This window comes from Flavobacterium anhuiense (genome assembly GCF_050990855.1).
GTDB lineage: Bacteria > Bacteroidota > Bacteroidia > Flavobacteriales > Flavobacteriaceae > Flavobacterium > Flavobacterium anhuiense_C.
On record NZ_CP158861.1, the window covers coordinates 4,987,874 to 5,005,855 of the forward strand.

Annotated in this window: 13 protein-coding genes and 1 other RNA gene; 9 read left to right on the forward strand and 5 right to left on the reverse strand. The window is 33.6% G+C overall.

Annotation, left to right across the window (positions count from 1 at the left end; genetic code table 11):
• Positions 1–55: 55 nt before the first annotated feature.
• Positions 56–1,117, reverse strand: coding sequence for a WD40/YVTN/BNR-like repeat-containing protein (locus ABTV69_RS21565; protein WP_433832522.1), 1,062 nt, complete (start codon positions 1,115–1,117; stop codon positions 56–58).
• Between the two features lie 247 nt (positions 1,118–1,364).
• Here ABTV69_RS21565 and ABTV69_RS21570 point away from each other — a divergent pair, with 247 nt between their 5' ends.
• The 3 genes from ABTV69_RS21570 to ABTV69_RS21580 all read left to right on the forward strand — a co-directional run bounded on the left by ABTV69_RS21570 (position 1,365) and on the right by ABTV69_RS21580 (position 6,140).
• Positions 1,365–2,675, forward strand: a complete 1,311-nt coding sequence (locus ABTV69_RS21570) for a hypothetical protein (RefSeq protein ID WP_433832524.1) — start codon at positions 1,365–1,367, stop codon at positions 2,673–2,675.
• A gap of 134 nt (positions 2,676–2,809) precedes the next feature.
• Positions 2,810–4,783 (forward strand): KUP/HAK/KT family potassium transporter, encoded by a 1,974-nt coding sequence (locus ABTV69_RS21575; protein WP_433832526.1) that lies wholly within the window; start codon positions 2,810–2,812, stop codon positions 4,781–4,783.
• A 136-nt stretch (positions 4,784–4,919) separates the two neighbouring features.
• Positions 4,920–6,140: an RsmB/NOP family class I SAM-dependent RNA methyltransferase gene (locus ABTV69_RS21580; RefSeq protein WP_433832528.1), complete on the forward strand. Its 1,221-nt coding sequence runs from the start codon at positions 4,920–4,922 to the stop codon at positions 6,138–6,140.
• A 152-nt stretch (positions 6,141–6,292) separates the two neighbouring features.
• Here ABTV69_RS21580 and ABTV69_RS21585 read toward each other — a convergent pair whose 3' ends face one another.
• Complete coding sequence (locus ABTV69_RS21585) at positions 6,293–7,336, reverse strand: AMP-binding protein (RefSeq protein ID WP_433832530.1); 1,044 nt, start codon at positions 7,334–7,336, stop codon at positions 6,293–6,295.
• 4 nt (positions 7,337–7,340) lie between these two features.
• Positions 7,341–8,273, reverse strand: a complete 933-nt coding sequence (locus tag ABTV69_RS21590) for a lysostaphin resistance A-like protein (protein WP_433832532.1) — start codon at positions 8,271–8,273, stop codon at positions 7,341–7,343.
• Positions 8,274–8,390: 117 nt separating this feature from the next.
• Between ABTV69_RS21590 and arsC the strand changes: the two genes are divergently transcribed.
• Both arsC and ABTV69_RS21600 read left to right on the forward strand, forming a co-directional pair.
• Positions 8,391–8,735 (forward strand): arsenate reductase (glutaredoxin), encoded by a 345-nt coding sequence (arsC, locus tag ABTV69_RS21595; protein ID WP_433832534.1) that lies wholly within the window; start codon positions 8,391–8,393, stop codon positions 8,733–8,735.
• 92 nt (positions 8,736–8,827) lie between these two features.
• Positions 8,828–11,281 carry a TonB-dependent receptor domain-containing protein gene (locus ABTV69_RS21600; RefSeq protein WP_433832536.1) on the forward strand — a complete coding sequence of 818 codons (2,454 nt, stop codon included), beginning with the start codon at positions 8,828–8,830 and terminating at the stop codon, positions 11,279–11,281.
• A gap of 290 nt (positions 11,282–11,571) precedes the next feature.
• Here the strand turns inward: ABTV69_RS21600 and ABTV69_RS21605 are convergent, their stop codons facing one another.
• Positions 11,572–11,745 carry a hypothetical protein gene (locus ABTV69_RS21605; protein WP_111288649.1) on the reverse strand — a complete coding sequence of 58 codons (174 nt, stop codon included), beginning with the start codon at positions 11,743–11,745 and terminating at the stop codon, positions 11,572–11,574.
• A 340-nt stretch (positions 11,746–12,085) separates the two neighbouring features.
• Between ABTV69_RS21605 and fumC the strand changes: the two genes are divergently transcribed.
• On the forward strand, positions 12,086–13,471 hold the full coding sequence (gene fumC / locus ABTV69_RS21610; RefSeq protein ID WP_433832538.1) for a class II fumarate hydratase: 1,386 nt from the start codon (positions 12,086–12,088) through the stop codon (positions 13,469–13,471).
• A gap of 142 nt (positions 13,472–13,613) precedes the next feature.
• On the opposite strand, the gene ABTV69_RS21615 is transcribed toward fumC, so the two are convergent.
• On the reverse strand, positions 13,614–14,816 hold the full coding sequence (locus ABTV69_RS21615; protein ID WP_433832540.1) for an NAD(P)-dependent oxidoreductase: 1,203 nt from the start codon (positions 14,814–14,816) through the stop codon (positions 13,614–13,616).
• 241 nt (positions 14,817–15,057) lie between these two features.
• On the opposite strand from ABTV69_RS21615, the gene ABTV69_RS21620 reads away from it, so the two are divergent.
• The 3 genes from ABTV69_RS21620 to ABTV69_RS21630 all read left to right on the forward strand — a co-directional run bounded on the left by ABTV69_RS21620 (position 15,058) and on the right by ABTV69_RS21630 (position 17,867).
• Positions 15,058–16,260 (forward strand): serine hydrolase domain-containing protein, encoded by a 1,203-nt coding sequence (locus ABTV69_RS21620; protein WP_433832542.1) that lies wholly within the window; start codon positions 15,058–15,060, stop codon positions 16,258–16,260.
• 293 nt (positions 16,261–16,553) lie between these two features.
• Positions 16,554–16,951: a transfer-messenger RNA gene (gene ssrA, locus ABTV69_RS21625) on the forward strand.
• A 169-nt stretch (positions 16,952–17,120) separates the two neighbouring features.
• The gene (locus ABTV69_RS21630; protein WP_433832544.1) at positions 17,121–17,867 is read left to right on the forward strand and encodes a hypothetical protein; all 747 of its coding nucleotides are present in this window, start codon (positions 17,121–17,123) and stop codon (positions 17,865–17,867) included.
• Positions 17,868–17,982 lie beyond the last annotated feature (115 nt).

Below are 17,982 nucleotides of genomic sequence, written 5' to 3' on the forward strand. Positions count from 1 at the left end.
GCGATAAGAACCCTATATAATAATACTTACTTTATTATTTAGGGTTCTTATTTTTTTATTTAAAGTGAATACGAAGCATTTTATTATATCCGGCCGCAATTGCAGTATTTCTATTGATAAAACGAATCGTAAAAAGTTTAGTGTCTTGTGACAGCATTGTCCAAGTCTCACCTCCATTTTGCGAATACTGAATTCCGCCAGAACCTACGCAAACCAATTCTTTTCCTCCGCCACCAGGCACATATTGTACGCAAGAAGCATATCCAAAACCTTGATTCTGACCAATTAACTCCCAAGTTTTCCCTCCGTCTTTAGTGACAATTTTATTATCCGTTTTTACCATTGGCAACTCATAATCTCCACCAGCAGCAAAACCGTGTTTGGAATCGTAGAAATCGGCTGTAAAAATACCAGTCATTTCTTTTCCTTGCACAATTGGAGTTTCTACCGCTTTCCAAGTTTTTCCTTTATCGCCAGAATAAAAAACTCGAGACCTTTTTCCGCCAGAAACCAGCCATGTGTCATTTCCTTTAATGACAATATTCGAATTGCTGGCTGCAAAAGCGGCTTCGCCTTGCGCATTTGTGGGAAGTTTATGAGACAACACTTTTGTCCATGTTTCTCCACCATCTCTGGTAATAATAACAGAAAAAGCATCTTCGGTAGGATCACCAATCGCAATTCCTTCTTTATCATTCCAAAATTGCATGCTATCATAAAATACTTTTGGATGCACTTCTTTGTAAACCAATTTTACTTTATTGGTTTTCTTAGAAACTTGATAAAGCAATCCAGGATTTCCGACACTTAATAGAAAAATATTTTTTGAATTTTGAGCAATACTTCTGAATTCAAGCTTTAAAGTATCCTTATAAATATGCTCTTGGAACTTTTCTTTTTTCTCCAAATCAAAATATCCAAAACGAGAATTATCTCCTCCGTACCAAACTTTATTTTTATCGATCACGATAGCGCGAATGCTAATTTTATCTTGAAACAAAGTATCGACTTGTATTGCTATAAAACCATTATCAAAATTTGCTTTATTCTTATTTGTGATTGTTTTAAAAGATACAAACAAAACAAACATGCAAAAAAACAGCGTTACTTTTCTCATATAAATAAAATTTAGGGTGTTGCTAAAATACGATTAATTCCCACATAGAGAATTAATTTTTGTCTTTTTTCGACAATAATATTTTACGTTTCATTTTCAGTTCTTTGCGTTAAAAAAGAGCAAAAGCATTTTAAATAAAAAATAAACAACTAAAAATCAACAACTTAAACGCAAGTGAATAGCCACTTAATTTTATGGCACAATAATTGGATATCTCATAAAACAAATAATTTAATATGAATTAGCCATGAAAGCGAATTTACTTTTAATAGCGATAACTGCCTTAGTTTTTGGTTCTTGTGCTGTACAAGGTCAAACTACAGTTTATGCAAAAAACTCAGATATAAGCGATAACTTAGATTTAAGAGCTGTTGCTTCGATGTTTGGAGAATCGGCAAATCTTCAAGATTTTGAAAGACGCTTAAACGATCCTAAATATCAAATTTCAAACCTAGACCTTAATGGCGATAACGAAGTAGACTATCTTCGTGTTATTGAGAGTGTAGAAAACAGAACACACGTTGTGATTATTCAGGCGGTTTTAGATCGTGATGTTTATCAAGACATTGCCACTATTGATGTAGAGAGAGACAATTACAACAAAGTAAGTGTTCAAGTTGTTGGTAACACCTATTTGTACGGAGCAAATTACATTTATGAGCCTGTTTATAGTGTAGTTCCTGTTATCTATTCTTCTTTCTGGGTTACAAATTACAGACCATATTGCTCAACTTGGTATTGGGGTTATTACCCAACCTATTACAGAGCATGGAATCCGTATCCTGTTTACAGATACAGAAATAATGTTAATGTTTACATCAATGTAAACAACCATTACAACTATGTAAACGTAAGAAGAAGCTATGCAGCTCCTGCAATCTACGAATCAAGACGTACCTACGGTTATGAAAGAATGCGTCCTAACTATAGTTTTGCCGAAAGACATGCTAACACAACAAACAGATACGAATTGGACCAAAGACGTGTTGCAAGTCGAGAAACTAATAGAAATACGTACAACACAAACAGAAATTATACTGGAAGAACAACATCTAACAACGGAGTTTCTAATAGAACATATGCAGAAAACAGAAGTACAACAAACAGACCTTCTGTTGATAGAAATAGCACTAGTTATGGCAACAGCAACAGAGGTTACAACACTACAGGGAGAAGTACTGAAACTGTAAATACGGAGAGAAACGCAAACCGCAATTATTCTAATAACACCAACAGTACTCCCAGAGTTGAAAACACTCAGAGAACACAAAATACTCAAAGAGTAGATTATGGAAGAAGTAATTCTTCTAACGCATCAAGAGGAGGCTATTCTAATCGTGAAACAACTTCTCCAAGAGCAGAAAGAAGTTCAAGAAGTTATTCTGAAAACCAATCGAGCAATTCAAATAGAGATTATTCTGCTAGAGCACAACAAACTCAACGTTCAGAGTCTCCAAGAATGAGTCAAGAATCTTCTAGAGGAAACCAAGAATCTAGAGGTGGACAAGCCCAAAGAGAAAACGGATCAAGTTCTAGAGGGAATGGAAGACGAGGTTAATTTTAGAAATAAATAATATTAAAAAAAAGAAAGCACAATTTTACGATTGTGCTTTTTTTTATCTTTTTAATTATAATTGCCGCTAATTTGTTTTAAAACAGTAAATTTGCAACCGTCTTTTTATAAAATTATACATGAGCGCATCGCATAAAAACTTACATAGTAAGTTGTCTATTGGGGGTTTATTGATTACTTTAGGGATTATTTATGGAGATATTGGTACTTCTCCATTGTACGTAATGAAGGCCATTTTAGGCGATCACACCATAAATGCCGATATAGTTTTAGGAGGTATTTCTTGTGTATTTTGGACATTAACATTACAAACCACCATTAAATATGTACTTATTACCTTAAGTGCAGACAACCATGGTGAGGGAGGAATTTTTGCCTTATATGCATTAGTCAAGAAAACAAAAATCCAGTGGCTCATTGTGCCCGCGATTATTGGCGGTAGCGCCCTTCTTGCCGACGGAATTATAACTCCGCCCATTTCGATATCATCTGCCGTAGAAGGAATTAGAGCATTCTACCCTACTATGGAGACTCAAACGATCGTTTACATCGTAATTACCATTTTATTTGTTTTATTCACCATTCAGCAATTCGGAACTAAATTGGTTGGTAAATTCTTTGCCCCAATGATGTTAATTTGGTTTGCGATGTTGGGAACTTTAGGTACAATTCAAGTATTGAATTACCCAGAAGTTATCAAAGCAATTAACCCGTATTACGCTTATCATTTATTATCAATACATCCTGATGGTTTCTTTGTTCTTGGTTTCGTATTCTTATGTACAACTGGAGCTGAAGCTTTGTATTCTGACATGGGTCACTGTGGTAGAAAAAACATCAGAATTAGCTGGATGTTTGTAAAAACAACGTTAGTTTTAAACTACTTCGGACAAGCTGCTTATTTAATTCACCATGAAGGAAGCACTTTACAGCAATTAGGTGGAGAAAACGGAAATCCATTTTACTTAATTATGCCACATTGGTTCTTACCATTCGGAATTGTAGTGGCGACTCTTGCTGCCGTAATTGCTTCACAAGCACTTATTTCTGGTTCATTTACTTTGATTAACGAGGCAATGCGTTTGAATTTCTGGCCAAAGGTAAAAATCAAATATCCAACAGAAGTAAAAGGTCAATTGTATATTCCGTCAATCAACTGGCTATTGTTTTTTGGTTGTGTTGGAATTGTTTTACACTTCGAAAAATCAGGAAATATGGAACATGCTTATGGTCTTGCCATTATTTTGTGCATGATTATGACCACCATTTTATTGAATTACTACCTAATCATGAAACGTGTTAAATTGTATTTCATGGTTCCGTTAATTACAATTTATTTATTGATTGAATTTAGTTTCTTATTTGCTAATATTACCAAATTTGCTGAAGGCGGTTATGTAACCTTAATCATCGCAAGTTTACTGATTTCTGTAATGACAATCTGGTATCTGGCTAAGAAAATCAATAAAAACTACACCAAAGTGGTTAAAATTGATGACTACAAACAAGTTTTGGTTGAGTTAAGCCAAGATTTATCAATTCCGAAATATGCTACCCATTTGGTTTATATGACCAATGCTAATCGTGTTGATGAATTGGAGGAAAAAATTATTTATTCTATTCTTCAAAAACGTCCGAAAAGAGCTGATATTTATTGGTTTGTTCACGTTAATATCTTGACAGAACCTTACAAAACACAATATAAAGTTACAGAAATAGCTAAAGATGATATTTATAGAATTGATTTCAATTTAGGTTTTAGAGAGCCAACCAAAATCAATTTAATGTTTAGAGAAGTTATCAAAGACATGGTAAAACGTGGCGAAGTAGATATTACCAGCCGTTACGAATCTTTAAACAAAAACAATATCATTGGAGATTTCAAATTTGTTTTATCCGAGAAATTCTTATCAAACGACAACGATTTAAGATGGCATGAAAACATTATCATGAATTCGTACTTCTTCATAAAAAAATTGAGTTTGTCTGAAGAACGAGCTTTTGGACTAGATAGCAGCTCTGTTAAAATAGAGAAATTCCCAATGGTGCTTCATGCACCAGAAAATATTGGATTAACGCGTATTACGAAATAATACCCTTTTAAATAATTCAAAAAAACACTCTAAATTAGAGTGTTTTTTTCTTTTAATGAGAGTTAGAATAAGATTCACTATTAAAAATTTAACTTTCAATCAATTAATAGTACCTTTGCACCTTCAAATAAATAAAATGAGATTACACAGAAATTTAGTTTATACGACAATCGATTCTTTGAATGCTATTTTCAACGAAGCAGAATATGCTGACAAAGTTGTAGCCAGAGCCTTAAAAAAAGACAAACGCTGGGGAAGTTCTGACCGAAAATTTGTTGCTGAAACCATATACGAAATTGTTCGCTGGAAACGATTATATGCTGAAATTGCCGAAGTAAAAGAACCGTACGACAGAGACAATCTATGGCGAATGTTTGCTGTTTGGGCTGTTTTACGCGGTTATCCAATTCCAGATTGGAGACAATTAGAAGGAACACCTGAAAGAAAAATAAAAGGTCGTTTTGACGAATTATCTAAAACTAGAGCAATTAAGGAATCTATTCCAGACTGGATGGACGAATTGGGAGTGAAAGAATTAGGTGAAAAAGTATGGGCAAAAGAAATTGCTGCTCAGAATCAGCCTGCAAAAGTTATTTTGAGAACAAATACTTTAAAAGGAACCAAAGAAAGCCTTAGAAATACTTTAATGGACTTAAATATTGAAACGGAATATTTAAAAGACCAGCCAGAAGCTCTTGTTTTAAAAGAAAGAGCAAATGTATTTTTAACAGACGCTTTCAAACAAGGTTTATTCGAAGTTCAAGACGCCAACTCGCAATTAGTTGCAGGATTTTTGGATGTAAAACCTGGAATGCGCGTTGTAGACACTTGCGCTGGAGCAGGTGGAAAAACATTGCACATGGCTTCCTTAATGGAGAATAAAGGACAATTGATTGCAATGGACTTGTACGAAAGTAAATTAAAGCAATTAAAATTACGAGCTAAAAGAAACGGCGCTTTTAATATTGAATACCGTATTATCGACAGCACAAAAGTGATTAAAAAGCTACACGAAAAAGCCGACCGTGTATTAATCGATGCCCCTTGTAGCGGATTAGGAGTTTTAAAAAGAAACCCAGATTCTAAATGGAAATTGCAACCTGAATTTATCGACAACATCCGAAAAGTTCAGAGTGAAGTATTAGAAAGTTACTCTAAAATTGTAAAACCAGGCGGAAAATTAGTGTATGCAACTTGTTCTGTTTTGCCATCAGAAAACCAAGAGCAAGTAGAAAAATTCTTAAAAACAGAAATCGGAAAACAATTTACTTTTATTGAAGACCGTAAAATGTTAGCTTCAGAATCTGGTTTTGACGGATTCTATATGGCGCTTTTGGAACGTAAAGCTCAAGTTTAAATTCCAATATAGAAAATCCCAAATTCCAATTTTGGATGATTCAATAAAAAAATACCAAATTTCAATTAGTTATTGAAATTTGGTATTTTATTTTTTATTAGAACTTTTTCAAAGTATAGCAATTTGGAATTTGGAATTTCAAAATTGGAATTTTAATCCTGAAGGCTTGGCTTACGAAGTAATTTTCCGTTTTCGTTTTCTTTGAATTTTGAAACAAAAACAATCTCTTTTGGTTTTTCATATTTACCTAAAATATCAAAGAAATTTGGTTCAAACTCTTGTTTTTCTCCTTCAATAACCAAAACCAATTTTTCTCCCAAAGTAGTATCCGGAAGTCCGGTCACGAAAAATCTGTTTGCGATTTTCCCAATCAGTTTGGCTTCAATCTGTTCAGGAATCAGCTTCACTCCTCCACTATTGATTACATTATCTATTCTTCCTAAAAATTTAAACTGCTGTTCATTCAATAATTCAACCAAATCATTCGTCACAATTGGTTCATCTGAAACTGTAGCCACATTAATAACCAAACATTGGCGATCGTCTTGAGAAATTTTCACATTTGGAAGAACAGAAAAAACAGAATCACCTAAACGCTTTGCAGCGATATGCGTAATGGTTTCAGTCATTCCGTATGTTTCATAGATTCCTGTTTTGAGAGGCAATAATTTTTCTTCTAAAGCCGAATCCAATTTAGCACCACCAATAATCAATTTACGAACTTTAGAAAGCCCCTCAATTGAATTTTGAACTTGCAACGGCACCATTGCAACAAAATCGTAAGTCGTTGCATTTAATTCTAACGGATGAAGACTTGGCGAAACAACATCCAATTCTAACCCTAGAATTAAACTTCTTACCAGCATCATTTTTCCCGCAATAAACTGCGTTGGAAGGCATAATAAAGCTTTATCTCCAGGCTTTAAATCAAAAAAATCTCCTGTGGCCAATGCCGATTGTATCATTGCCTGTTTTTTTAATCTCACTACTTTTGGAAGTCCTGTTGTTCCAGAGGTGGTCATTTCGATAAAATCTTTTTTATCAAACCAATCTAAAAAGAACTCTCCAATAGATTGTTCGTAAGCATCACCTTCTTTGATAAAACTATAAGCGACACGGCACAGATCTTTGGCATTTAAATGATATCCATTTAATTTGAAATAATTGTGAACGTTATTTTGAGTTAAGTTTAGCATATTCTTAAGCTTTTAATTCGACATTATTAATGTTTCCTGTTAGTCTTTCTTTCCAATTGGTCCATCCGTATTTTTTACTAAAAATAAAAAGTAAAATAGGATAAATCACTACAACAGGCAGAATTACATCTATTCCTGCAGAAGGTTCTGAAAGATCTTTAAATATAGAATTAGTTTGAAAAACGGTCCAATCTGAGGTAACTAACAATGCTCCGACAAGATTATTTGCCGCATGAAATCCAAGCGCCAATTCCATCCCTTCATCCATCAGGGTTACAACCCCTAAAAACAAACCCGTTCCGATATAATATATCATAATAATATTTCCCATTTTACCCACTTCTGGATTTGTCCAGTGCATTGAACCAAATACCACAGACGTCATCAAGAGCGGAAACCATCTGTTCTGCGCTAAATTGGCAAATCCTTGCATTAAATAGCCACGAAAAACATATTCTTCAGTAGAAGTTTGAATCGGAATTAAAATAGACCCTACTACCACCAATATTAAAAACGGAACTAATTTAAATTGAAATACAAATTGTTCTGGAGCTCTCAAATAGACAAACAAAAAACTAAGCAGCGAAAAAAATGCCCAAAGGAAAAAAGAAAACCAAATTCGTTTCCAATCTACTTTAAGTCTCGAAGTAGTAACTGATAGTAAAGTTTGATGATGAATAAATTTTATCACAAAATATATCCCAGCAAAAGCAAAAACAAAAGAAACCATTACCAGAAAAAGTGTCATATTCGATTCGAACATTGTCATAATTTCCTCATTAGTCGTTGGGAACGCAATATGATCGGTATATGTTTTAAAAAATACGGCTGCCGTAAGTGGAATTTGCCCGACAAAAGACGCGGAAATAATAAAGACAGATCCTAAAAGATATTTCCAAAATTTATTTTCAGGTTTAATTCCTTGTTCTAAAAACATAAATTTAAAATTTAAAAAAAATGAGAATTCAAATTCGATAAGTTAATCTTACTTTTGGTATTGCGAAAATACCCCTTTTTTATTTTACGACTATTTGAAACGTTTAAATATAACAAAATGATACAAATTTACCACAATCCGAGATGCGGAAAATCACGAAACTGCCTTGCTTTTATAGAAAAATCCAATCAAGATTTTGAAATCATACCTTACTTAACTGAAACTCCAACTTTTGAACAGCTTAAAACACTATTGAGTCAGTTAAATCTAGAACCTATACAGCTCATTAGAACCAAAGAAAAAATTTGGATTGAAAACTTTAAAGACAAAACGTTAAGTGACGATGCGATTATCAATGCCATGGTAGAAAATCCTATTTTAATTGAACGTCCAATTGTGGTAAAAGACGGAAAAGCTATAATTGGTCGAGATCCAGATCTCGTTGCTTCTTTTTTAGATTGATTCTAAAATATACTATTAACATTTTTTTGTGATTTCTCTCTTTAAACCAAAAACTACATTTGCCGTCTAAAGGATTAAAGAAAAACCAGAAAATGAAAAAATTCAAATTTGCAGTATTACTTGTATTCTTGTTTACAAGTTTTTACAATTACTCTCAACAAGGAAGCCCAGGTGGCAAAAATAAAGTAAAAGTCACTGGAAAAGTTTTCGAGAAAGTAAGCAAACAGCCATTAGAATACGCTACCATTTCGATCACCGCCCCAAATGATACAAAAGTTGTGGCTGGAGGTATAACAAACCCAAAAGGAGAATTTGAGGTTGCTGTTGCACCTGGAACTTACGATATTAAAGTTGAGTTTATTTCGTTTAAATCAACTGAAATTAAAGGTAAAAGCATTCAGGATGATACCAATTTAGGCGTAGTAAATTTATCAGAAGACGCAGCTCAATTAAATGAAGTTGTGGTACGTGCCGAAAAATCGAGTGTTGAGATAAAACTTGATAAAAAAGTATACAACGTTGGTCAAGATATGATTGTAAAAGGCGGAAGCGTGAGCGATGTTTTAGACAACGTTCCTTCTGTTTCTGTTGATACCGAAGGAAACGTAAGTTTAAGAGGAAGCGACAATATTCGTATTTTAATTGACGGAAGACCTTCGCAAGCTATAAATATGGCAGAAGCTTTAAGACAATTACCAGCAGATGCAATTGATAAAGTAGAAGTAATCACAAATCCATCAGCGCGTTACGATGCAGAGGGAGGTTCTGGAATCATCAATATTATTCTTAAAAAAGGTAAAAATCAAGGTTTCAACGGAACTTTTATTGCTTCAACTGGTTTGCCAGAAACTTACGGTTTAAGCGGTAATTTAAACTATAAGACAGAAAAGTTAAACTATTTCACAACTGCTGGCTACAACTACAGAACTACAGAAGGAGCTGGTAAAACGAACTCTGAATATTTTAATACAGATGGTACAACAAAAAGCTTCTTAGACGAAAATAGAGATACACAGCGTATTAGAAAAGGTTTTAACGGAAGAGCTGGTGTAGAATGGACCATTACTCCATCTACATTCTGGACCAATGCTATCAATTACCAAAAGAATACCGGTGATGATAGAGATTTAATTAATTACTACAATTACGATGCTGACCGTAATTTTACAGGAACAACGTACCGTTTAAACAATGCAGATACGGGTAGCGAAAACGTTGAATTCACTTCTAATTTAATTAAAAACTTCAACGACAAAGGCCACAAACTTACTGCAGATTTTTCTATTTCAAGAAATACTGATGACAGTAACAGCGTAATTGAAGATTCACCAAGATTTGACACTACCTTAAATGATCAGATTCAGAAACAAGTTCTTTTTCAAGCAGATTATGTATTGCCTTTAGGAAAAGGCGGTCAGTTTGAAGCGGGTTACAAAGGAAGTTTTGGAGATTTAAACAACGTTTATAATGTTACTGACGATTCTGGAAATGTAAATCCTAATTTATCAAATACTTTAGAGTACAAAGAAAACATTAATGCGCTTTATACACAGTATGGTTTTAAAGTAAACAAGTTTTCTTACTTATTTGGTTTAAGATGGGAAGACACCAATATCCATGTTAACTTGTTAGACAATAACGATTTCAACACAAAAAAATACAACAATTTATTTCCAAGTGCATTTATTAGCTACGAAATCTCAGATCAGAGCAACTTCTCTGCAAGTTATAGCAAACGTTTGTCTAGACCTAGAGGGCGTTTCATGAACCCTGCGGTAAATTATGCTAGTAACATTAATATTTTCCAAGGAAATCCAGACCTAGATCCTTCTTTGACAGACAAATATGATATTGGTTATATCAAAAAATGGGACAAGGTGACTTTCAATACATCAGCTTATTTTGAAGACACAAAAGATGTTTTCAGCTTTGTGCGATCTCCTACTGGTGATGAAGTTAACGGAATCCCAGTTATTAAAAGTTCACCTATCAATTTAGGTAAAGAGCAAAAATTTGGTTTTGAATTTACATTCAATTACACGCCATACAAATGGTGGAAATTAAACAGTAATTTCAATTTCTTTAACGTAAAAACTACTGGCGAACATAGCTATACAGATACACAAGGAAACGAAATTGTTCAAAATTTAGACAATCAGGCTAATTCTTGGTTTGCGAGAGTAAACTCTAAAGTGACCTTGCCATACAAAATCGACTGGCAATTAACTGCAATGTATAACGGAGAACAGAAAACAGCTCAAGGTAAAAACTTAGGCCAATTCGGAATGAATACTGCATTTAGTAAAGACGTTTTAAAAGACAAAGCAACAATTGCTTTCAACATTAGCGACGTTTTCAATTCAAGAAAAATGAGATCTTACACTTATTTAGATGATGTAACTTCGTATAGCGAATTCCAATTCCGTAAACGTCAGTTCAATTTATCATTCACTTATCGTTTCAACAAACCAAAAGGAGAAAGAGATAAGAACGCACAGCCTAAAAATGATGGCGGCGGAGAAGGCGGAGGAGATTTTCCTGGATAACTTCTGTTAAATTCCAATATCAAAAATTCCAAATTCCAATACTTGGAGAAAATTCTAAAATGAAAAATTCCAAATTCCAATTTTTAAAGTTGGAGCTTGGAATTTTTCATTTACAACGAAACCTCTCGTGTTTAATTACGTTCCATTTTTCGAATTTGGCCCCGAGTAATAGCGAACAGGCGAAGCAATTTCAGAGTTGGAATTTGGAATTTCAAATATTGGAATTTCCTTTTTTTTGGAACAAAAAAAAAGAACCTTTTGGGTTCTTTTTTTATGACATCAATCTAAAATTAAATAGATTGTTCTTCTTGTCTTTTTCTGGCTCTTTTTTCTTTAATCATTTCCCAGCTTGCTCCCGTAACCCAGTAAGATACGAAACCAACTAAGAAAAACATTAACCAAAACCCTATAGTTAGTATGGTTAAGAAAAGTAAAAAGCCTAAGTACTGTGAAAATTCAAACATGTTTTCCGGAATTTTTGAATGTTACGACAAATGTAGGGTATATATTTTTTCTCAGCAATAAAATCTAAATCAATTTTCGTTAAATAACATTTATCCGTATATTTATACTCATTTTAAATAAGCTTTTTTAGAACTTGAAATCCTTTTGAATAAAGAGCTCAGACAATTTCAATAATTTTTAGGAGCTATTTCCTGCTGTCCGCTATATCTTTTGTAGTGAACCCCACTACTAAAGGATGCCGCTCCCATCAGGGCTAGGGCACTCATTTTCAAAAGATGCCTCATTTTATTTCACAAATAACATTTTACAGTTTACATATAACATTTTACAAACAACATAATGAAATACAGAATAGAAAAAGACACCATGGGCGAAGTTCAAGTCCCAGCCGATAAATATTGGGGTGCACAAACAGAACGTTCCAGAAACAATTTCAAAATCGGGCCAGTTGCCTCAATGCCAAAAGAAATAATAGAAGGTTTTGCATATTTAAAAAAAGCCGCAGCGTATGCCAACTACGATTTAGGTGTTCTACCAATCGAAAAAAGAGATGCCATCGCAGCAGTTTGCGATGAAATTTTAGAAGGCAAACTAGACGATCAATTTCCGTTAGTAATTTGGCAAACAGGTTCAGGAACACAAAGCAACATGAACGTGAATGAAGTAATTGCTAATCGCGCTCAAGTTTTGAAAGGTTTTGAAATTGGCGAAGGTGAACAATTCATTAAAGCCAATGATGATGTCAACAAATCACAATCATCAAACGATACTTTCCCAACCGGAATGCATATTGCGGCTTACAAAATGGTTGTAGAAACCACAATTCCAGGAGTAGAAAAACTTCATGCTACTCTAGCAAAAAAGGCAGCAGAATATAAAGACGTTGTCAAAATCGGACGCACGCACCTAATGGATGCAACACCTTTAACTCTCGGACAAGAAATTTCGGGTTATGCAGCGCAATTAGCTTTCGGATTAAAAGCTTTAAAAAATACTTTAGCCCATTTATCTGAAATCGCTCTTGGAGGAACAGCAGTAGGAACAGGATTAAACACACCAAAAGGTTATGATGTAAAAGTGGCTGAGTATATTGCTAAATTTACTAATCATCCTTTCATAACAGCAGAAAACAAATTTGAAGCGCTTGCAGCACACGATGCTATTGTTGAAACACACGGCGCTTTAAAGCAATTAGCTGTTTCTTTAAATAAAATTGCTAATGATGTGAGAATGTTGGCTTCGGGTCCACGTTCTGGAATTGGCGAAATTCATATTCCTGAAAACGAACCTGGTTCTTCTATTATGCCTGGAAAAGTAAATCCGACGCAATGCGAAGCTTTAACAATGGTTTGCGCTCAAGTGATCGGAAACGATATGGCAATTGCCGTTGGAGGAATGCAGGGACATTACGAATTGAATGTTTTTAAACCAGTAATGGCAGCCAATTTTTTACAATCAGCTCAATTGTTAGGAGATGCTTGTGTTTCTTTTGACGAACATTGCGCACAAGGAATCGAACCAAACCATAAAAGAATCAAAGAATTGGTAGATAATTCACTAATGTTGGTTACAGCCTTAAATACTAAAATCGGATATTACAAAGCAGCAGAAATTGCTCAAACCGCACACAAAAACGGAACTACGCTTAAAGAAGAAGCTGTTCGCTTGGGTTATGTAACTCCAGAAGATTTTGATGCTTGGGTGAAGCCGGAAGATATGGTGTAAATTAGTTTTTTTGTTTCAAGTTTCAAGTTTCAAGTTGGAAATACGGAACGGATAAAAACTACATCCTATAAATAAAAAAAAGGAGAAAATTTTTAATTTTCTCCTTTTTTATAACTTGAAACATGAAACTTGAAACAAAAATTTACTTTCCATCTACATAATCCTGCAGATAACTAAATCTTTCCGTCAGTTTTCCGTTTTCTGTGATTTTGGCGCGTTTTAAGATTCCGTTTTTGTCTCCGTTGAAGAAAGCTGGAATTACGTGTTCCATAAATTGTTCTCCAAAACCTTCGCTAGCATCTTTAGGAATTTCGCATGGCAAATTATCTACGGCCATAACTGCAACTGCTGCAGGATGAAAGAAATCTACTTCTCTATCTTCTAAAGGAAAATAACCATACAAAGGATCTTCAATGGTTGAAGAACGAACGGTACACGCAATTGGCCCATTCACATCGCAAGAAATATCAGCTACAACTTTCAATTTGCAATCGCTTGCATTCAACATTTCTTTTGTTAAAATCATTGGCGCATTGTTTGCATGAAAATGCCCTGCAAAATAAATATCAGACACTTTTGTGAATCTTTCAAAATCAGATTCGTATGCTAATGGATGATTCACAAAATTAACAAAATCCAAAACCTGACCGTCTTTTCTTTTGTTGTATTCTAAAACGTCTAATTGCACATAAACCGCTTGAGAGTATTTTTTTGTCAAATAATTATCTATCGTAATTTCTTTGATTTTTATAGCATCCAGAATTTCTTTTGCTCCGCTTCCCACCTTTCCTGTTCCCGTTACTACAAATTTTAAAGCTGGCATTGTAATTCGCTTTAAATGCTTGATTAAATCGTCTTTTCCTGAAAGTGTTTCTGCTTTAGGAAGTTTAAACAATTCAAATTTAATTCCGAAGGCACGAATTCCATTATAAACTCCAACCATTCCAGCATATCTTCCGAAACCTATTAATCGATGGTCATGTTCGTTTACAATAGTTTCGTGATCGTACAAGTCAATATTTTTTTCTAAAATAGCTTGAAGCAGTTTTCTATTATGAGGCTGTTTTTTAATCGTGTGAGAAAAAAAGAAATACGCTTTATTTGGAATTAAATCCTCTACAGGAACTTCCTTTACGCCAAATAAAACGTCACAGTCAGAAACATCATCTGTAACCGTGATTCCCATATTTTTATAATCATCATCAGAAAAAATTCTAATATCTGAACTCTCCACTTTTACAGAAGCATCATGATATTGTTGTTTTAATTTTGTCAATTCATTTGGCGAGAATACTACTCTTCGATCCGGCGGATTTTTCCTTTCTTTTATAATTCCAAATTTCATCTAAACTGATTTTTTAATATTTTAAAATATAACTTTTTAAACAGTATTTGTTTCAAATATAACAAATTTAGTTAAAATTTTGTTTCTAAAATTCTATTTAAAATACCTAAAAACCGTTAAAAGCTGAAAAACAAACAACTAATTTTTTAAGTTCTTAAAAATATGTTAAAAATCACAAATTAGCGCCTCAGAATTAAGGAAACAACAAAATTGAATTCGATATATTTGTTTTTAAAGAACGATGCAAATGATTTTCCTTAAAAAAACAAAGATACCACAAATACTTTTTTCTATACTAGTTTTAAGCTCTTGCGGCGAAAACAAAAAAACTACAGCAGACACAACTCAGACAGTCGAAGATACCTTACCAAAGATGAAGCCTTTAGGTGCAGAAAAAAAAGTTTCGGAAACCTACAAAAACTCGGTTATTGGTAGAATAAATCACTTTTATAATAAAAATTGGCCAAACAATACCATGAACGGAAGCTTCTTGGTCGCCAAAAACGGACAGATTTTATTTGAACGATATAATGGTTTTGCCAATAAAAACGAAGGCACCAAAATAACACCAGAAACACCTGTACAAATTGCTTCTGTAAGCAAGGTTCTAACCGCTACAGCAGTTTTAAAATTGGTTAATGCAGGTAAAATTGATCTAGACCAAAAGGTAAATACGATTTTAAAAACTTTCCCATACGAAGATTGTACGATTAGGATGTTATTGGATCACCGTACAGGAATGCGTAATTATGCTTATTTTACAGATCGCGACAAATCTATTTGGGACAGGCACAATCAATTGACTAATAAGGACATCTTGAATATTCTGGCAACAAAAGACATTGGATTAGAATCTAGAACAGGAACACGTTTTAGCTATTGCAATACCAATTATGCAATGTTGGCGCTTATTATCGAAAAAATTACAGGTTTAAGTTATAAAGAGGCTATGTCTGAAATGATTTTCAAACCGTTAGGAATGAAGAATACTTATGTTTTTGATGATGATAAAGACAGAAAAAAGATTGTTCCTTCTTATAAAGGTAACGGTGTAGAAATTGGTTTTGACTACTTAGATAATGTTTACGGTGATAAAAACGTTTTTTCTACCGCTAGAGATCTTTTAAAATTTGATAGAGCAAGACAATCTCCAGATTTCTTAAAACCTGAATTATTAAAACAGGTCTATGTTGGTTACAGCAATGAACGTAAAGGAACTAAAAATTATGGTCTTGGAATTAGAATGATTAACTGGGAAACAGGTCAAAATTTCTATTTTCACAATGGATGGTGGCACGGAAATACTTCATCTTACATTACTTTGATGAATGAAGGTGTAACAATTATTGCCTTGTCTAATAAAATGACTAGAAATACTTATGCTGTTCGCAAACTAGCTCCAATCTTTGGAGATTACCCTTTTAATTTTAAAGACGAAGAGTAAGGCAACAGTAATAAAGTCGAAAGTCGAAAGTCCAAAGTTGAAAGTCGAAAGTCGAAAGTCGAAAGTCCAAAGTCGAAAGTCGAAAGTCCAAAGTCGAAAGTCGAAAGTCGAAAGTCTTAAAGTCTTAAAGTTTACTGATATTACTTTGCGGTTTTAGGTTACACCAAATGGTGAAAATACAAAAGTATTGGACTTTAAGACTTTGGACTTGCGACTTTCGACTAACAAGAATTTTTTTGAAAATTTTAGCAGAAAGTAATTTCAAATAGGCTACATTTGCAGACTTATTTTTTGGGGTCGACTGGTTTTGACAGCGAGTCGAATTGAACAGTAAGCACGTCGAGCATTGAGACCTTGCTCGTAAATATAAGATCTCAAACTTTTACACGGCGAAAATAATTACGCTTTAGCTGCATAATCCGAATCATAGTACGATTACGCCACGTCTCTACAAGGTAGAGAAGCTGGATTCTCCTGGAAAGCCTTGGTTTGTGGCGTTCCGTTCAGGGGAACCGTAAAAATAAACCTAGATTTCCATGAGCTTCGGGTGGATTTCGAAAATTAAGAAGATAAGTGTTCGGTGGCTGTTTCTGGCCTAGCTTAACATCGAAAATCTAATCAGGAAATAAGCGTGTAGAAAGCTCTTTAGTTGCTTGTTTGGACCCGGGTTCGATTCCCGGCGACTCCACAAAAAAGCCTGTAAACTCTTTGTTTATAGGCTTTTTTATTTTTAGTTGACAATTTCGTTGACACATTTTGATGTTAATAAATTTAATTTATAACAATAATCCATTAATAGAATCAAAACAATTATACATAGGAATGCCATTTAAGTTTAATATCTTTAAAAAAAACATTTCATGAAAAAAATTACACTTATCTATTTTTTTATATTATCGATTTTAAGTAGCGGATTTTCGAATACTAATGGTAAAAACATTCCAAAAGAAAGTATCTCCAATGAAGTCTTAAAAAATAAAATTGATTCTTTAATTAGTTTACAAAATAAAAATAGAGATTTAGTATACGAACAAAGGATACAGCAAGCAAATGAAACGATAGCTAATCAAAACTCTTTAATATCGGGCTTTTCAACTATGTACACGGTGATAACTATTATTTTAGCCTTAATAGGAGTTTCGTTACCAATTCTAACATATCAATTTGGAATTAAGCCTTCGCAACAAGCCCTTGAAAAGTTTCAAGAGAATGCAGATAAACAAATTGAGCTTTTTTTAGTTAATAATAGAAATAAGCAAATTGAACAAGCAATTACAAACGTTAAAAGCAGTAGCCAAGAATTAAAAAATAATGCTCTTAATTATTTATCATTGACGGCTTATGAAGGTTTTACGAATCTTCAAATTGACGAAATGATTATTTTACTTCATTCAAACGATATTGACTCTACAACAAAAAATTCTATTGCTCATACCATATCAGGCAAAAAACATCCATCTACAACTAATTATTTCAGAAAAGTTTTTGAAGAAAACCTTAAGGATCAGTTTAACTCTGCAATTACATATTTCAAAAACGTACATTCAACTGAATATTTTGAAGCGTTCAAAAAAAATCATTCAACTTTCCCAAGATCAATCTGGTGAATTTCTTTCATTAGCTCTTAGTATATCCTTTGTAGACAAAAATACATTAATAAATTATTTAAATTACAAGCCTCTCATAGATGAATTAAGCAATGATTCTTTGGCATCATTAAAG